The organism is Balneola sp. EhC07, from assembly GCF_001650905.1.
GTDB lineage: Bacteria > Bacteroidota > Rhodothermia > Balneolales > Balneolaceae > Balneola.
Genome location: NZ_LXYG01000011.1, coordinates 1 through 17,332, shown reverse-complemented (window position 1 = coordinate 17,332; position 17,332 = coordinate 1). Strand labels below are relative to the sequence as shown.

Here is a 17,332-nt window from a genome sequence, read left to right as displayed (position 1 = left end):
TGTTCTAGATTTGAGCTATTTGCAACCCAATCCGAAGAGCCAGAAGGATCTGTAGAAAAATCTGAGCTTAAAATGGAACCCATCCCTGTCCCTTCCCTTCGTTGAGGGAAGGGGACGCCTTAACAAAATCAGATATAGCTTCTCGGTTAGGTTAAAAGCATGGATAAGCCTCTTATTCAGAGTCAAAGCTATAAAGCCGTCATCCTGAACTTGTTTCAGGATCTTAAGAATTAGCTTTGATTCATTCGTTTGCCACATTTCCTTTTATAATCACCACAAAGATCCCGAAATGAATTCGGGATAACGTCTTTTCTGTAATTCCTTTGGGGCAATAAATCGGTCAGACGGCTTTGAGCCGTTCGACCGATGACATGGATTTGGTAATAAGAAGTACTGCAATTACAAATATCCAGATCTCGGGCATTTAAAGAATTTTCAGGGAAAGTTGAATGTGTATATAATTTGTAATACATTTTGTAAAACAAATAATTAAAAGATGAGATCCGTACGGTTACCTGAAGACTTAGACAAAGAGTTGGAGATGTTAGCAGATCAAAAAAAGGTATCTCGCTCCAACATTATAAAAGAAGCTCTGGTGGAATATATGGCAAAAGAAAAAAAATATAATCAACCTTACGAATTGGGAGTCCGCTACTTCGGAAAACATGGAAGTGGTGAGAGTGATCGGTCTGTAAACTATAAATCCCGAATTAAAAACAAGCTTCGTGATAAGCACTCTGATTGACGCCGGTCCCATTATTGCGCTTTTTGATAAAGACGATCAGTATCATCATCAGGTGATGGATTTTATGAAAAATTTTCGAGGACGTCTTGTTTCAACTTGGGCGGTACTGACCGAAGTTTCGTATATGCTCGATTTCAATAAACAAACCCAGTTGGATTTTATTGACTGGGTTGGAGAGGGGGGTATCGAACTATTTAATCTGGAGCAATGGCAGCTTACTAAGGTGAGAGAGATTATGTACAGATATTCTGATTTACCATCCGATTTTGCCGATGCTTCATTGTTGGCAACTGCTGAAGCAAAAAATATTGATTCTATTATATCTTTAGACAGCGACTTCGCCGTCTATAAATTGAACAGCGGAAAATCGCTTTCGAATTTGTTGATTGACTAGGAAACTTTCCAAATAGCGTAAATACGATTAATCTGGATGATTCTATATTATCAGACCAATCAATTATACCTGAGGTGAGTCACTCAGAGCGAAAGCGAAAAGTCTTCACGATTATAATTTGCCCGGAAATAGCTGTGCAGATCCATCGCTGTCGTTCTTGATGACTTCCATATAATCATTTGGGACAATAAGTCGGCCAGACGGCTTTGAGCCGTTCGACCGCTGGCTCGGATTTGGTTCATGAGTCTCCCTCCCTGATCATAGGGAGGGAACAAGGGTGGGTCAGCAATACGATTCTTTAAAAAGTTTAAGATCTTAGTCACTCAGAGCGAAAGCGAAGAGTCTTCACAACTAAGAATAGGCAAGGAATGCATTGTGCAGATCCTTCGCTCCGCTCTGGATGACTTTTATATATTAATTTGGGACAATAAATCGGTCAGACGGCTTTGAGCCGTTCGACCGCTGGCTCAGTAAACCGACCCAAAACTTTCCATAAAGCAACCATTGTAATCAAATCAATAATGCTGTATATTTAAGGCTCTCTGTTGTTCGGACAAAGCGTCGGAATGACTGTCTTCACCTACGAGGACATCCAAAGACAAAACATACATACATGAGTACGAATTATTACGAATTCACTTATATCATCAATCCCGTTTTAGACGAGGATAAGTTTGCCGCTGTTGTTGATAAAGTGAACAAATTGATCGAAAAGCACGGCGGCGATGTTGATGAAGTTGAAGAGTGGGGCTTAAGAAAGTTTGCCTACGATATCGACAAAAAGAGCAACGGTTTCTATGTGAATATGTATTTCAACGCACCTGTTGATACAATTGCAAAAGTAGAACGTGCACTAAGAATTGATGACGATGTTCTTCGTTTTCTAACGCTTAAATATGATGCAAAGATGCTTCGCCATCGTGAGCTTCAAAAGAAAAATGCTGTTCCTGATGTTTTTGCTGTAGAAGCAGAAGAGGAAGAAGCGAAGAAAAAAGAAGACTAAACTCTCATCAACTAAAGATATTTTATTATGATTAACAATCCTTCACATCCGAAGAAAAGTATCCGCAAAGTAAAGCAATGCAAGTTTACTCAGGCGGGATTAGAATACATCGACTACAAAGATGTTGATACGCTGCAACGTTTCACTAACGATCAGGGAAAAATTCTTCCTCGTCGTGTTACCGGAACAAGTGCTAAGCACCAACGTCAGCTTAACAGAGCTATCAAAAGAGCTCGTTTTTTAAGCTTGATGCCATACGTAGCAGAAAACCTTAGATAAGAAATTACAGAACCATGAAAGTTATCCTTAGAGAAGACGTAGAAAAATTAGGACAAGCCGGTGAGCTTGTTGATGTTAAAGACGGATACGGTCGTAATTACCTTATCCCGCAAGCAAAAGCTATTCTCGCTACAAAAAGTACTATCGCTGAGATGGAACTTAGAATGAGACAAGCAGCTGCTCGTGCTGAGCTTACTGTTCAGGAAGCAAAAGATCTTGCTAAACTGTTAGAAGCTACTTCAGTAACAATTTCTGTTACAACCGGTGAAGACGACAAGATTCACGGTACCGTAACAAATGTTCAGATTGCTGATGCTCTTGCTGAAAGAGAGATCCTTGTTGACAGAAGAAATATTTCTATCGACGAAGATGTTAAAACTCTTGGCGAGTACACTGCTACGGTAAGTTTAGTTGGCGACTTAAACCCACAGATTAAATTCTGGGTTGTAAAAGCTGACTAATAGCTTTTGGGTTATTGATACGTCTATGAAGACGTTAAACTTTTTTGATAACTAGAGACTTTTAAAAAGCCTACATTCACTATCAAATTAGCGAAACAATAAATACCCGAATGAACTTATCAAAATCGATATTAATGGGGATCATCTTCGCGATGTTATCCCCATTTTTTTTATATGCCCAGGCTCCTGATCCGGTTAAGTACGAGGTCTCTGAAATTCCTGACACTGTTAAATCGGGTGAAGTATTCGAAATTATTGTAGAAGCTTCAATAGAAGGAAAATGGCATTTATACTCGGTTCTGAACGATCCGGACGCAGGACCTTATCCCACCGAATTTTCTGCAAAATCCCCAAATTTTGTATTAGCCGGAAAAACTTCAGAAACCAAAGCAGATATAGAATTCGATCCCAATTTTGAGGCGGAATTAGGTTGGCATACATCTTACGCCAGTTTTACTATTCCTGTGGCTGTAAAATCTGAGCTGCAGGGAAAACAGACTTTGGACATAGAAGTGTATTATCAGGTTTGTGATGATCGGGTTTGTTTACCGCCCAAAAGAAAATCCATTATAGCGGGCGTATTTGTTGATGGAGTCGCTGATGAAATTTATGAAGATGCTGTTGGCGGAGCTACTGTTTCTGAAGGTGGAAATTCATCAACCAAAAAAGGAAGTTTCTCGGATGACGGGATTTTTTCTTTTTTGTGGATCGCCATTGTAGCAGGTTTTGCGGCATTACTGACTCCATGTGTGTTTCCAATGATCCCACTTACGGTTTCTTATTTTTCTAAGCAGGAAGATGCAAAAAGAGGGGTAGGTTCAGCATTTATTTTTGGCGTGGCTATAGTAATTACATTTACGTTGATCGGTGCAGTATTAGCCTTTTTTCTTGGAAAAAGTGGAGCACAGAATTTCGCTTCTAACCCAATTGTGAATTTATTCATTGCACTGGTATTAGTCGGATTTGCACTGAGCTTATTAGGAATGTATGAGCTTCAGTTGCCTCATCAGCTTACAAATTTTCTTAACAGAAAAAGCAATGAGAGTTCAGGCATTGTTGGAATCTTATTCATGGCTATGACCATCAGTGCGGTTTCTTTCTCTTGTACGGCACCATTCGTTGGGGCTGTATTTACAGCAACCGTGGGTGGCGAATGGTTTTATCCGATCTTAGGTATGATAGGGTTCTCAGCGGCATTTGCGAGTCCGTTCGTGTTGTTTGCCATGTTCCCTAAATGGCTGGAAGCACTCCCCAAAAGTGGTTCATGGATGAACATTGTAAAAGTGCTTTTAGGTTTCATTGAACTAGCCGCAGCATTCAAGTTTTTATCAAACGCTGATCTTGTATGGCAATGGGGAATCGTTTCACGTCCTTTGACCATTGCATTCTGGATCGTCATCTTTTTGATGGCAGGATTTTATGTGCTCGGATTTATCACCCTGAAGCATGAATCAAAATTGGAACAAATTTCAACAGGAAGAATGCTTCTGGCAATGCCATTCTTAATGTTCAGCTTTTATTTGATTCCGGGACTCTTAGGATCATCATTGGGTTTTTGGGATGCTTTTCTTCCCCCAAAACAACCAACAGATGTAAGCCTGGTCGCCTCAATCGGAGGGAGTGGAGGTGTTAGTTCAACTTCTGCCGATGAAGGCTGGAGCAAAGATTTTGAAGCATCGGTTGCATCAGCAATAGAATCAGGAAAACCGGTTTTTATAGATTTTACCGGATATACATGTACAAACTGTCGTGCTATGGAAAGCAATATATTTCCTCTGGAAGAAGTGCAGCAAGCCTTTGCTGAAATGGAGTTGGTAAAATTGTATACAGACGGCGGCAAAGACGCCAAAGATAATCAATTGATACAGTTTGAGCTCACCGGAAATATCGCTCTGCCAACTTATGTGATCTACGACCCTGTCTCGAAAACAGTGATCGATCAGGTGTTGGGATATACTAAAGAAGAAAAATTTACGTCATTTCTTAGAGAAGGACTGAATGAATTCAAATCAAGATAGAAGTTGACCCTGATCGGTGAAACCTTTAGCCTTAGATGACTTGAGTTCGATATAACAGAATTAATTATGAGTCATACCTGCATTCGCCGTGGAATGATCCTCCTTTTTATTTGATTTGTTTGGTTTTTGAATTCATGTACAGTAATAGTCACTAAATTTTGGCACACTGACGGCTTTACATTCAAAAAAAAGAATCTACATCATATGTGCGATAGCAGGTATGATTTTGTTGTGTCCGGAATTTTCTAAAGCTCAGAATGTATTAGAAAGCCAAACTGCTATTGATTCCGTAAATATTGATTCTGCCTATTACATTGGAGAGTGGGTTTTGGAGGAGTCGATTATAATCTCATCTGATTCTATAGCTATTCCAAATCAAAACTGGTTGTACGATCCCATTCGAGGAAACCTGACTTTCAGAGAAACCGATTCATTTTCTTTTCAAGGGATTTCTGATGTCACTGTTAGATTCAAATACTATCCATACAGCCTCAGACGATTTTATAATGATAAAGCGGTTCAACCTCTGGATTCTTCCATTTTTGATAGTGAATCATCAAATCAATATTCGGTATTTAGTTCGTTGGGTCAAACAAACAGAAACACAGAATCAGATCTTCAGCAAAGAGGAAGTCTGAGTCGTGGAATAATAGTGGGTACAAATCAGGATTTTGCCCTTGAAAGCGGTTTGGATTTTGAGCTTTCCGGAAAACTGACGGATGACGTAACCATCAGTGCGGTTCTAACAGATAAAAGTATTCCAATTCAACCGGATGGGACGACTCAGAATCTCAAAGAATTTGATAAAGTTTTTATTCAGGTTCAGGCTCCGAACACAACCATCGAGATGGGTGATGTGGACATAAGTTTAGAGAAAAGCACCTTTGCCAAGCTCAACCGAAGGTTACAGGGTGCTGCGGGTTATAACACTACAAACTTTACAGATCTATCAGCTGCGGCTTCGGTGGTTCGGGGAGTTTTCAAAAGTGTACAGTTACAGGGTTTGGAAGGAGTTCAGGGTCCGTACAGGCTTACAGGAAATGAAAATGAAGAGTTTGTGATCATTCTTGCAGGAACCGAGAGAGTTTATATCAATGGTCAACAAGTTCAAAGGGGAGAAGAAGGAGAATATATTATCGATTATGGTTTGGGTGAGATCTACTTCACAAATAATCTGCTCATCAAAGATGAAACCAGAATTGTTGTTGAGTATGAATACATCGATCAGAATTTTAACCGGACATTAGTAGCCGCGGAGGGACAAGGAAGTTTACTGAATAACAGATTTAAGATCGGAGCTACGGTAATTCGTCAGGCCGATGGAAATAATCTGCTTTCTCAGCAAACACTTACAGAAAGTGATATCGATATTTTACGTCAGGCTGGAGATGACAGAAATGCAGCAAGAGTTTCCGGGGCTGAGCGTGTTGATCCGAGTGAAGAAAACGGGAATGTGTTGTATGCTCAGGTTGATACAGTAGTAAATGGACAAACATTTACCATCTTCAAAAATATTCCGGGGTCTGATGAAGCTGTTTTCAGAGTACGATTTTCAAATGTGGGAGAATTCCAGGGTAGTTACAGAAGAACAGGTACATCGGTAAACGGATTACTGTTTGAATGGGTGGGTTCGAATCAGGGAGATTACGAACCTTTCAGAAATTTACCCGCTCCCATAGAGCAACAAATGGCGGCATTGAACAGCTCCTATCAGATAAATAAAAATGTTCGCTTATTTGGAGAATGGGCAGTCAGTGATTATGACCGAAACAGATTTTCTGATCTGGATGACAGAGATAATACGGATCACTCATATCTGGGAGGGGTAAGAATAGATTCTTTAAAGACCGGAACGGGATTATTCAGTTTGAAAGCAGAGAGAAGATATTCGGGATCAAATTTTGAATTCTTTGAACGAACCAGAGATGTTGAGTTTGACCGGAAATGGAATCTGACCAATTTTGAACAATCAGAGGAAACCACCAATGAGCTGGTTGCCCGATATGATTTTAATACCGGTACTTCACTAAATGGGGAATATGGATTTATAGACAGGATCGGTTTTTCTGGGCAAAGACAGGCTTCCGCTTTTACATCGCAAAATAAAAATGGTTTTCAGGCAAGCTATGATCAAGACTGGATACAAAGTGAAGACGATCTGCAGATGATTAACGGAAGCTGGTTCCGGCAACAGGGAAGGATTTCTAACCGATTCTCAAAAGAAAATTCAGATAACAGCTTTACACCGTATATAAGTTTTGAGCATGAGAACAGAGTACAGCGTGATCAACAAAGTGATTCGTTAACTAATCAGTCATTAAAGTTTTATGAAGTAACACCGGGGATACGATATGAAGCTAGCAAGTGGCTCCTTGATTATTCTCTAGCTTACAGAAATTCATTTGGTGTGCTTGAGAACGATTTGAGAGATGAGGCGGCATCTCTACAACATTCCGTTCAAATAAATTTATTTCCGAGTAATTATTTTACAACGCAGAACAAAATTGCTGTCAGAAATAAGGAATTCACATCTGATTTTAAAAACGAAGGAAATACTGATAAGAGATCTCTACTGATAAGATCCAATACTGATTATTCATCAATCTCAGAAAATTGGGAAGGTAATTTTTTATACGAAGTAAATACTCAGCGTCAGGCGTTGTTGCAGGAAACATTTATAGAAGTTGGACCGGAGATCGGTCAATATGTATGGGATGATCTGAATGATGATGGTGTAGAGCAACTGGATGAATTCTTTTTGGAACTAACACCAAATGAAGGAACGTATATAAGGCAATTTCTTCCTTCAGATGAGTTGTTTCCAGTAATAGATCTGCGGGTCAGATTTAGAAATGAAATAAACCCTTTTGGATTTCTGAAGAACGAAGATGGGATTAGTGTTTTTTTAAATCAGATCATTTTCAGGTCCAGATTTGATATCTCTGAAAACTCAACAACAAACGACCTGTCGGATATTTATTTATTGAATATCAGCACCTTCAGAGATTCTGCTACCACCATTCAGGGAAGATTCGCATTTGAAAAAGAACTGGATATGCTACCTGCTTACGATAAATTTGATCTGAATTTCAGATATAATCAATCGAAAAGCCTTAATCGGCGTAGCAGCGAACTCCAGTCCATCTATCAGGATGCCTTTGCCGTTGATCTCAGATATAACATTACAAGTAGAATTCAGGGCGATTCTAAAGTAACCTCAGGAACGAACAGAAATTCAAGCAGTACAATTTCAAATCGAAATTTTAATATAAAAAGTCAGAGTTTTGAACAAGGATTTGGAGCTACAATAAACAGATCCTGGCGCACAGGAATTTCGATTTCTGTATCTGAAAAAACAGATCGGGAAAATGGAATGAATAAAGTTGAAGCTCAGATTGTAAAAATTCGCAATACAAACAGATTCTTTTTATGGAGAAAGGTTCAGGCTAATTCTTCACTTGAGTTCAGAAACGTTAGCGTAGATGGGAGCACCAATGCAGTTGGAATTTTTGAGCTTACCGATGGTTCCGGAAGAGGTGAAAATCTTATATGGTCGCTCGGCAGTAGCTATAGGGTAAATAATCTCATCAGATTAAATTTAATGTATGATGGCAGAACAGTAAAAGACCGTCCGACAATACATACTGCTAAATTAACTTTAAAAGCCACATTTTAGATTTAAACTCTTAAGCAGAACTGGAATTAAAAGCAACCGAAAATACAGTCAAAAAGTTTGCCTAAAGTTAATTTTTCTGTGCTTCAATACTTTGACATTTAGTATAAAATGAACTATTCTTTTGCCTCATTAAACTTAGACATTAACATTAAATATAAGCGGAGTGGACATGACATCGTCGATTGCTCTATTTTTTCTACAAGCCGATCCTGGCTTCTTTAACATCATCGTTGAGAAATTTAATCAAGGAAACGAAGGTGGATGGATGTGGCCGGTACTGGTTACACTAATACTTGGTTTGGCAATTTTTCTGGAAAGAATTATTACTCTTAACCTTGCAGATATTAACACACGGAAATTCATTGTAAATGTTCAGGAAGCATTGCAAGAGGGCGGTATTGAAGCTGCTGAAGAACTTTGTGCTCAAACCCGTGGACCTGTAGCTTCTGTTTTTCAGGCTGGTTTAATGCGTTCAGACGAAGGCATTGATGCAGCAGAAAAAGCAATTGCGGCTTATGGCTCTATTGAAATGAGTTTTCTTGAAAGAGGACTTGTTTGGTTGTCACTTTTCATTGCGATTGCTCCGCTATTTGGATTCCTTGGAACAGTAATTGGTATGATCCAGGCATTCGATGACATCGAAGCAGCTGCAGATATTTCCCCAAGTATTGTAGCGGGTGGTATTAAAGTAGCCCTTCTTACAACAGCCGGTGGTTTGATCGCAGGTATTATCCTTCAGATCGGATACAACTATTGTGTATCTAAAATTGACCGTTTGATCGCTGAAATGGAAGAAAGTTCAATTACTCTAATCGATTCTATCATTTTATTAAACGAAGGAAAGCCGTTGATTACTCCTTCTGTTGATGACAGCTCAGATTCAGAATAATAATCCCAACCAAAAAAAGTTAAACAGGAGATTATTATGAATATTGTAAGTTTAAGTGTTGGTCTTGCCGGATTAATGATCGTGGGTGGAGTTTTAGCCATGATCATATCAGGAATTCGCAGCCTTACACAAGGAAAACAAGATTTTAAAAGAATCGCTTTGATGATGGTGCCGGTAGTTGTATTCGCAATTACGTATTTCGCACTAGATCAAGACGAAGTTAAAGCTGCAGTTATGACTGCCGGCGTAATGATGGGAGGAATGGTTCTTACTATTTTCCTTACCGGACTTCGTGGAACATTCAAGTTTTAATTAAGCAATTATGCTATTAAAGAAACGTGAAAGAGAAAGCGCTGAAATTAATGGTTCGTCTATGGCGGATATAGCCTTTCTTTTACTCATCTTTTTCTTGGTAACTACTACCATTAACGTAGATACGGGAATCGGAATGGTACTTCCTCCACCGGTAACAGAGGATAATCCACCGCCGCCGATTAAGGAAAGAAACTTGATGAAGATCTTGGTTAATAATGCGGGATTAGTCACAATGGATGACGAGTCAACGCCTATTGACGAAGTTCAAACTAAACTTATTGAGTTTATTAAAAATCCTGAGGCAAGCGAGGAATTAGCTGCTAGTCCACAAGCGGCAATTGTTTCATTAAAAACAGTACGTGAAACTCCGTACAGGATCTACATTGATATGTTAGATGAAGTAATTGGAGCATATGCTGTACTTAGAAATGAAGCCGCTAACCAGAACTTTGGTAGAGAATATTCTCAACTAAATCAGGAGCAGAAGAAAATAGTGGATGATATCTATCCGAAGAAAATTTCAATCGCTGAACCTGATCCGGAGTAAACATAATGGCACATTTTAAGAAAAAACAAGCCGGAACAAAGCAAGAAGTACCAACTTCTGCAATGCCCGATGTGGTATTCATGCTTCTTTTCTTCTTTATGGTTACCACTGTATTGAGAGAAGTAACTCTGAAGGTTAAGATTGATCTAACGAAAGCTACTAATATTGAAAAGATAGAAGAAAAGCGATTGGTTTCTTATATCTATATTGGTCCTGAACGTTTACCAAATAATAGGCTTGGTAATGATAAAGTTCAGATCGACGATTCAATACAGGAAGATATTGGTGCTATTAGAACAATCATGTATGACAAGTTACTTGAAGAACAAAGAATGATCGTTTCACTTCGTGTTGATGAGAGTTCTGAATTCGGACTTTTGACAGACGTACAGGAAGAGTTGAAGCAAGCTCAAACTTTTAGAATTAATTATTCTACTAAAAGTGAGGCTACCAGAAACTAATTCTGGTTTACACAAATTTGAGGCATCCATGAAGTTCATGGTTGCCTTTTTTTATTTAATGGACAGGAGAAATTATGGACCAGGAATTTAAAAGTATACAAAGTGTAGGAAGAGAAGGTCTGATAAAACAGATCACGGCTTATGACTCTCACACAAATCAATCTACTATCAAAGGTATTGGGGACGATGCAGCAGTTTTAAAAATAGATGGTAAAACTCATTCTTTAATTACTTCTGACACTTTTGTTGAGGGAGTCCATTTTGACATCACTTACACCCCACTTCATCATCTGGGATATAAAATTGTTAGTACTGCTATCAGCGATATTTATGCAATGAATGGAAACCCAACTTCGGTTTTAATAAATATTGCAGTGCCCAACCGTCAATCAACCCAAATGATTGATGATCTTTATAAAGGGATTTATTCCGCCGGTTTTGATTATGAAGTAGAAGTTGTTGGTGGTGATATAACTGCCAATCACTCAAATATGGTGATAACGGTCACGGCTTATGGAGAAGTGGACGGAAAAAGTGTTACCTATCGCTCCGGAGCAAAACAAGGAGATGCTATTTGTGTGACCGGTGACTTAGGCGCGGCCATTGCAGGACTTAGAATCTTAATGAGGGAAAAGAAGTTTTGGGAAGAGCATGGTAACGAAGGTGCTCAGCCGGATCTTTCAGAATATGAATTTGTGGTTAAACGTCAATTAGTTCCGGCGGCTAGAAATAACCTTATCGAGGCATTGAAAGAGCACGGTATTGTTCCTTCCTCTATGATTGATGTTACGCAGGGCTTGGTTCATGAAGTTAGCCAAATTGCTGCAGCATCAGATCTGGGAGCTTACCTCTATCAAGCGGCGATTCCGGTTGCCGTTGAAACCCGACATGTAGCAGATGAAATGGAAGAAGATGTAGATCGTTATGCTCTGTTCGGAGGGGAAGATCTCGAGATAGTATTCACCTTACCCGAAAAAGAAGTGGAGAAATTTGTAGAACAATTCAAAGACTTCTCCGTAGTCGGGCGAATGGTTCCCAAAGAAGATGGCATGAAAATGCAAACAGCAGAAGGAGATGTTATTTCTTTTGATGATTTGTCATAAAAAAACCTATGGCACGTTTTTTGACTTAACCTAGTTTAAATAAGCAGACCCCCTCAAAGATATATTTAATGTGTATATTTGAGACTCACTAACACCAGTTTATATCATTTAGATGGCAGATAAAAAATCCGCTCCAAAAAAGAAAATTAATGCCCCTGAGAAAGATTCCAATTCAAAGGATAAGTCGAAAACTCCAAAATTTCCGACATGGGGATTTCTTGTAATATTTTTAGTTCTACTTGTGGCTCAGTTCATTTACTCGGGCGTTCAGGTAACCAATAATATTAAATACAGTATTTTTCTGGAGCACGTTGAAAATGGATACGTCGAAGAGATACTCATTAAAAATGGTTCCTACATAGAGGGGAAGTACACTCAAAAAGCCCTTGCTGAAGGAATCGTAAATGCTCCTGCTCAAGAGGATGACAACAGCTTTAATCTGGGGGGGGAAGATGAATCCTACCTGAGATTCAGAACTACTATGTTGCGCGGCGATGATATTCGTCCTGTACTTGATGCCAATGATGTAGAATATGAAGTAACTATTGAAGAAGATTGGTTCAGCGGAGTTTTTGTTTGGCTGATCATGATCGCTTTAGCGATTGGTTTCTGGGTGTTGATCCTGAGAAGAATGAATCCGGGACAACAGGTTCTGAACATCGGTAAAAACAAAGCTTCTCTTTACGACAAACAGACTGACACAAAAACAACATTCAAAGATGTGGCAGGACTTGATGAAGCGAAAGAAGAAGTAAAAGAAATTGTAGATTTTCTAAAGTCACCATCCAAATACACAAAACTTGGTGGTAAGATCCCAAAAGGTGCATTGTTGGTTGGAGCTCCGGGAACGGGTAAAACATTGCTTGCAAAAGCAGTAGCAGGCGAAGCTGAAGTCCCGTTTTTCTCACTGTCAGGTTCTGATTTTGTGGAGATGTTTGTGGGTGTAGGAGCTGCCAGAGTTCGTGACCTTTTCAAACAAGCAAAAGAAAAAGCGCCTTGTATCATTTTTATTGATGAGATAGATGCTATTGGTAGATCCAGAGGAAAAGGACAAATGCCGGGATCGAATGATGAAAGAGAAAACACTCTGAATTCATTGCTTGTAGAAATGGACGGATTTGCAACGGATTCAGGTGTGATCATTCTTGCGGCTACCAACCGACCTGATGTTTTGGATAACGCATTGTTACGTCCGGGTAGATTTGACAGACAAATCAGTATTGACAAGCCTGATAAAAACGGAAGAGAAGCTATTTTTAAAGTTCACTTAAAGCCGCTTAAGCTTAGCAAAGAAGTTGAGTCAAAGAAGCTTTCTGCACAAACACCGGGTTTTGCAGGTGCTGAGATCGCGAATGTTTGTAATGAAGCTGCCTTAATTGCCGCCAGAAAGGATAAAAAGGCGGTAGACATGGATGACTTCGAGAGTGCCATTGACAGAGTGATAGGCGGGCTTGAGAAAAAGAATAAGATCATTTCTCCGGAAGAGAAAAAGATCGTTGCATATCATGAAGCAGGCCATGCTGTAGCAGGTTGGTATCTGGAACATGCAAATCCGTTAGTAAAGGTATCAATAGTACCGAGAGGATTGGCCGCATTAGGTTATGCCCAGTATTTACCAAAGGAACAGTTTCTGCATCAAACCGAACAGTTAATGGACGAAATGTGCATGACTTTAGGTGGTAGAGCCGCAGAAGAGATCGTTTTCGGAAAGATATCTACAGGAGCCTTAAGTGATCTGGAAAGAATTACAAAGATGGCTTACAGCATGGTTTCTGTGTATGGCTTGAATGATAAAATCGGAAATGTGTCTTTTTATGATTCCAAGCAAAGCGACTACAATTTCCAGAAACCTTATTCAGAATCTACTGCTCAGATCATTGATGAAGAGGTCAAGAAGATCATTGATGAAGCCTATCAAAGAACAAAGAAACTTCTTCAGGGAAAAAAGAAAGAATTAGAAATCCTTGCTAAGGAATTGCTGGAAAAAGAAATGCTTTATCAATCTGATCTTGAGAAATTGATAGGAAAAAGACCTTTCGATACAAAAACTACTTATGAAGAGTACACTACTCCTGATGCTGAAGTTGTAGATGATGTAATCGAATCTGATTCTGAGTCTGAAGATAAAACTGAAGATTCGAAAACAAGTTCTAATAATGGAACAGAAACGGATTCCGAAAAAGAAAATCAGGAAGAAGAGGAATCAGAAAATAAAACCGATTAATCGCTCTCGGGAGTATTTCTCCGGCTTTTCAATTGCTTCTTAACATTCAGGTAATGAAGCGGTAATTAAAATGTAAACTGTCTATAACAGTTTAGCAAAGTGTGGATGATATTTTTGATACACAAAACGTGATCAAAAATAAATCAGCACGCAAGTGAAAAAACATATACTAATCTTAACGCTACTAAGTTTTACCTCCTTAGTTGCGCTAGCCCAAGAAAAAGGGCAAATCTCAGGTACAATTGTAGATGCCGAAAATGGCGAAACTATAATTGGAGCAAGTGTTGGAATAACAGGAACAACAAAAGGTGATGCGACAGATCTTGATGGGAATTTCACAATTAGGAACCTAGATTCCGGTTTATATTCCATCACTGTTTCCTACATATCTTATCAAACTCAGACCATTACGGATATAAATGTTGTTTCAGGAGAAACAACTAAGTTAGACATTGCTTTAAATAGTGATGTAGCAAACCTGGATGAGATAACAGTTACTGCTGAAGCAATTCTTAATAATGAAGCTGGATTGCTTCGTCAAAGGCAAAAATCTATAGCATTTAGTGACGCTATTTCTGCAGAAACTATCTCTCAATCGGGTAGTGGAGATGCAGCAGCTGCAATGAAAAAAGTAGTAGGAGCTTCGGTTGTTGATGGAAAATATATCTATGTAAGAGGTTTAGGAGATAGGTATTCCAGTACTCATCTTAATGGAGCTGAACTTCCGAGTGCAGATCCGAATAGAAAATCTTTTCAGTTAGATATTTTTCCAAGTAATCTCTTAGAAAATATTGTAACTCTTAAAACTTTTACACCAAATAAGCCTGGAAATTTTAGTGGTGGATTGGTAGATATTTCTACAAAAGATTTTCCTAACCAACTATCCTTACAAATTTCAACTTCAAATTCATGGAACAGTCAAACATCTTTAGATAATACTTTACTAACCAGCGCAAGTAGTACTGACTGGTTAGGTTATGACGATGGTAGTCGAGATTTACCGGATGAAGTTGAGGATTATTTTAATAACGGAGCATCTCAGTTTCCAAGTGGAACCTCCGCTTCTAGAGATCCCGGGTTAGCAGACACTTTAAATAATCTCTCGAATGCATTTAATCCTGATTTTACTCCAGAAAACAAAACACCTTTTTTAAATCAGAGTTATTCAATCTCGATAGGAAATAGAGCTAGTTTGTTTGGTAGAGAACTCGGGTACGTTGGAAGTCTATCTTATGGGCAGTCATATTCGCAATATGCTAATGGTTTTAACGGTAGATATGCTCAAATCGGTTCATCTAATCAAACAGATGCTTTATCTCCAATTTTTGAATACTCAGATGAAAAAGGAAGTAGAAATATAGATTTAGGGGGATTGCTAAACTTGGCATATAAGATAACCGAGGATAATAAGATCGGGATGACTTATCTGCGAACACAAAGTGGCTCTACATCTGGTAGGATTTTGAATGGTACAAATGAAGATGCTACGGGTACTTTGTCGAATTCTGTGCTTGAATATGTTGAACGGTCTTTGTCTTCATTTCAGCTTGACGGTAAACATTATTTCCCAAATTTGTTGAAAACAACTTTTGAATGGAAGGGTACTTTAGCTTCTAACACACAAAGCGAACCACAAAGACGACAAATTGCGTTATTAGCAGAAGATCGTGTACTTGGAGGTCAAGATACTACCCTTTATTCATTTCCTAATGGTTTTGCTTTACCATCAGCATTTTATAGAGATTTGGAAGAAAGTAATGTTAATTTAAGTGCTGATTTAACAATTCCTTTTGTCTCTTTTAATAACATAGGTGGAAACTTTAAAATAGGTTTGAGTTCTATTGAAACGGAAAGGGAATTCAGAGAAAATATTTTTGACTATGTTCTTGGCTCACCCAATTCTGTTAGCTTAAATGAGCTTAAAGGAGACTTAGACGCATATTTTGCAATGACCGGTATCATTGGTCAAGATAACCTCGGAAGGCCAATATTTGGGGTTGTTCCTAGAAGGATTTCTGATACAAGAAATAACTTTGATGGAGATAAATCGGTTTTTTCATACTACGCTATGATTGAATTACCGATTAGTAGTTCACTAAAAGTTGTAGGGGGAGTTCGGATTGAGGATGCTGAGATCAATATTGCAAGTTTAGATACTTCTGTTGCAAGAGGCAGACTATCTAACAGAGACTTACTGCCATCATTAAACTCTATTTATTCTCTGAATGATAGAATGAATCTACGTGCTTCTTTCACCAAAACATTAGCTCGTCCAACATTTAGAGAGTTGGCACCTTATGCTTCTGCAGAATTTACAAATGGTGGAATTGAAAGAGGTAATCAAGATTTGAAGCGGACTTTAATTACGAATTATGATTTAAGATGGGAATGGTTCCCAAGCTCTGGAGATGTAATTGCTGTAAGTGGATTTTATAAAGTGTTTGAGAATCCTATTGAAAGTGTAATTGAAGTTGAATTTGGAGATGGAGACTTTACTTATCAAAATGTTCCTGAGGCTTCGGTAATTGGTATAGAATTTGAAGTCCGGAAGAATCTAGCATTTCTAACAGAGGCACTTAAATATTTTACAGTAAGTACAAATTTGACTTTTGTAGACTCTGATGTGAAAATTCCTGAAGAAGAGTTAATCGTTATTAGAAACACAGAACCTGATGCTAGTGATGAGCGTCAATTACAAGGTCAGTCTCCCTTTATTTTAAATTTTGATGTTTCATACTCAAATCCTGAAATAGGATTCAACTCATCTTTAAATTTTAACTCTTTTGGTGATCGTTTATCAAAAGTTTCAGCTGGTGCATCACCAGATATATTTGAAAGATCCTACAGCACGCTTGATTTCTTAATGAGTAAATCAATTAGCAACAATTTTGAGCTTAGTTTTTCTGCTAAGAACTTACTAGACCCAGTTATTAAGAGAAGTCAGGAATTTAAGAATCAAGAATTTGTCAACTCGTCTTACAAAAGAGGAAGAAGCTTTTCTTTTGGAGTAAAATATAAAATATAGATCTAACAAAAACCCTTAATAATTAATTACTTAATTATGATTAAACGATTACAAATACTTACAGTTCTTGTTTTGTTTCCAATCTTTCTGGTTGCTCAGAATCAAGTTACTGTGAATTCAAATATAACAACGGATACATACTGGACTCCAGACAATGAGTACATTCTTGATGGAGCCATATTTGTAACAAAT

The 17,332-nt window shown here is 38.4% G+C and carries 14 protein-coding genes; all 14 read left to right on the top strand.

From position 1 onward, the window contains the following. Positions 1-496 precede the first annotated feature (496 nt). Positions 497-745 (top strand): CopG family ribbon-helix-helix protein, encoded by a 249-nt coding sequence (locus tag A8B79_RS04220; RefSeq protein ID WP_066218406.1) that lies wholly within the window; start codon positions 497-499, stop codon positions 743-745. Then, a complete protein-coding gene (locus A8B79_RS04215; RefSeq protein ID WP_066218402.1) occupies positions 726-1,139 on the top strand; it encodes a type II toxin-antitoxin system VapC family toxin in 414 nt (137 codons plus the stop codon). Before A8B79_RS04220 ends, A8B79_RS04215 begins: the two co-directional genes overlap by 20 nt. Before the next feature lie 613 nt (positions 1,140-1,752). After that, positions 1,753-2,142, top strand: a complete 390-nt coding sequence (rpsF, locus tag A8B79_RS04210) for a 30S ribosomal protein S6 (protein ID WP_066218400.1) — start codon at positions 1,753-1,755, stop codon at positions 2,140-2,142. A gap of 27 nt (positions 2,143-2,169) precedes the next feature. Next, on the top strand, positions 2,170-2,421 hold the full coding sequence (rpsR, locus tag A8B79_RS04205) for a 30S ribosomal protein S18 (RefSeq protein ID WP_066218398.1): 252 nt from the start codon (positions 2,170-2,172) through the stop codon (positions 2,419-2,421). Positions 2,422-2,435: 14 nt separating this feature from the next. Then, a complete protein-coding gene (gene rplI / locus A8B79_RS04200; RefSeq protein WP_066218393.1) occupies positions 2,436-2,882 on the top strand; it encodes a 50S ribosomal protein L9 in 447 nt (148 codons plus the stop codon). A gap of 110 nt (positions 2,883-2,992) precedes the next feature. After that, positions 2,993-4,900 (top strand): protein-disulfide reductase DsbD family protein, encoded by a 1,908-nt coding sequence (locus A8B79_RS04195; RefSeq protein WP_066218390.1) that lies wholly within the window; start codon positions 2,993-2,995, stop codon positions 4,898-4,900. 220 nt (positions 4,901-5,120) lie between these two features. Beyond that, on the top strand, positions 5,121-8,576 hold the full coding sequence (locus A8B79_RS04190) for a hypothetical protein (RefSeq protein WP_066218387.1): 3,456 nt from the start codon (positions 5,121-5,123) through the stop codon (positions 8,574-8,576). 169 nt (positions 8,577-8,745) lie between these two features. Continuing rightward, the gene (locus A8B79_RS04185) at positions 8,746-9,465 is read left to right on the top strand and encodes a MotA/TolQ/ExbB proton channel family protein (RefSeq protein WP_066218385.1); all 720 of its coding nucleotides are present in this window, start codon (positions 8,746-8,748) and stop codon (positions 9,463-9,465) included. A gap of 36 nt (positions 9,466-9,501) precedes the next feature. Then, complete coding sequence (locus tag A8B79_RS04180; protein ID WP_066218382.1) at positions 9,502-9,777, top strand: hypothetical protein; 276 nt, start codon at positions 9,502-9,504, stop codon at positions 9,775-9,777. A gap of 10 nt (positions 9,778-9,787) precedes the next feature. Further along, a complete protein-coding gene (locus A8B79_RS04175) occupies positions 9,788-10,327 on the top strand; it encodes an ExbD/TolR family protein (RefSeq protein ID WP_066218379.1) in 540 nt (179 codons plus the stop codon). Positions 10,328-10,332: 5 nt separating this feature from the next. Continuing rightward, a complete protein-coding gene (locus A8B79_RS04170) occupies positions 10,333-10,788 on the top strand; it encodes an ExbD/TolR family protein (protein WP_066218376.1) in 456 nt (151 codons plus the stop codon). Between the two features lie 74 nt (positions 10,789-10,862). Beyond that, positions 10,863-11,891 carry a thiamine-phosphate kinase gene (thiL, locus tag A8B79_RS04165; RefSeq protein ID WP_066218373.1) on the top strand — a complete coding sequence of 343 codons (1,029 nt, stop codon included), beginning with the start codon at positions 10,863-10,865 and terminating at the stop codon, positions 11,889-11,891. Between the two features lie 112 nt (positions 11,892-12,003). Next, a complete protein-coding gene (gene ftsH, locus A8B79_RS04160) occupies positions 12,004-14,115 on the top strand; it encodes an ATP-dependent zinc metalloprotease FtsH (RefSeq protein ID WP_082894058.1) in 2,112 nt (703 codons plus the stop codon). A 154-nt stretch (positions 14,116-14,269) separates the two neighbouring features. After that, on the top strand, positions 14,270-17,140 hold the full coding sequence (locus A8B79_RS04155) for a TonB-dependent receptor (protein ID WP_066218370.1): 2,871 nt from the start codon (positions 14,270-14,272) through the stop codon (positions 17,138-17,140). The last annotated feature ends 192 nt before the right edge of the window (positions 17,141-17,332 follow it).

What these genes read in the sequence shown, in the direction of transcription:
- A8B79_RS04220 (WP_066218406.1), top strand. Translation starts at nt 497, where the DNA reads ATGAGATCCGTACGGTTACCTGAAGACTTAGACAAAGAGTTGGAGATG.
- rpsF (WP_066218400.1), top strand. Translation starts at nt 1,753, where the DNA reads ATGAGTACGAATTATTACGAATTCACTTATATCATCAATCCCGTTTTA.
- rpsR (WP_066218398.1), top strand. Translation starts at nt 2,170, where the DNA reads ATGATTAACAATCCTTCACATCCGAAGAAAAGTATCCGCAAAGTAAAG.
- rplI (WP_066218393.1), top strand. Translation starts at nt 2,436, where the DNA reads ATGAAAGTTATCCTTAGAGAAGACGTAGAAAAATTAGGACAAGCCGGT.
- A8B79_RS04195 (WP_066218390.1), top strand. Translation starts at nt 2,993, where the DNA reads ATGAACTTATCAAAATCGATATTAATGGGGATCATCTTCGCGATGTTA.
- A8B79_RS04190 (WP_066218387.1), top strand. Translation starts at nt 5,121, where the DNA reads ATGATTTTGTTGTGTCCGGAATTTTCTAAAGCTCAGAATGTATTAGAA.
- A8B79_RS04185 (WP_066218385.1), top strand. Translation starts at nt 8,746, where the DNA reads ATGACATCGTCGATTGCTCTATTTTTTCTACAAGCCGATCCTGGCTTC.
- A8B79_RS04180 (WP_066218382.1), top strand. Translation starts at nt 9,502, where the DNA reads ATGAATATTGTAAGTTTAAGTGTTGGTCTTGCCGGATTAATGATCGTG.
- A8B79_RS04175 (WP_066218379.1), top strand. Translation starts at nt 9,788, where the DNA reads ATGCTATTAAAGAAACGTGAAAGAGAAAGCGCTGAAATTAATGGTTCG.
- A8B79_RS04170 (WP_066218376.1), top strand. Translation starts at nt 10,333, where the DNA reads ATGGCACATTTTAAGAAAAAACAAGCCGGAACAAAGCAAGAAGTACCA.
- thiL (WP_066218373.1), top strand. Translation starts at nt 10,863, where the DNA reads ATGGACCAGGAATTTAAAAGTATACAAAGTGTAGGAAGAGAAGGTCTG.
- ftsH (WP_082894058.1), top strand. Translation starts at nt 12,004, where the DNA reads ATGGCAGATAAAAAATCCGCTCCAAAAAAGAAAATTAATGCCCCTGAG.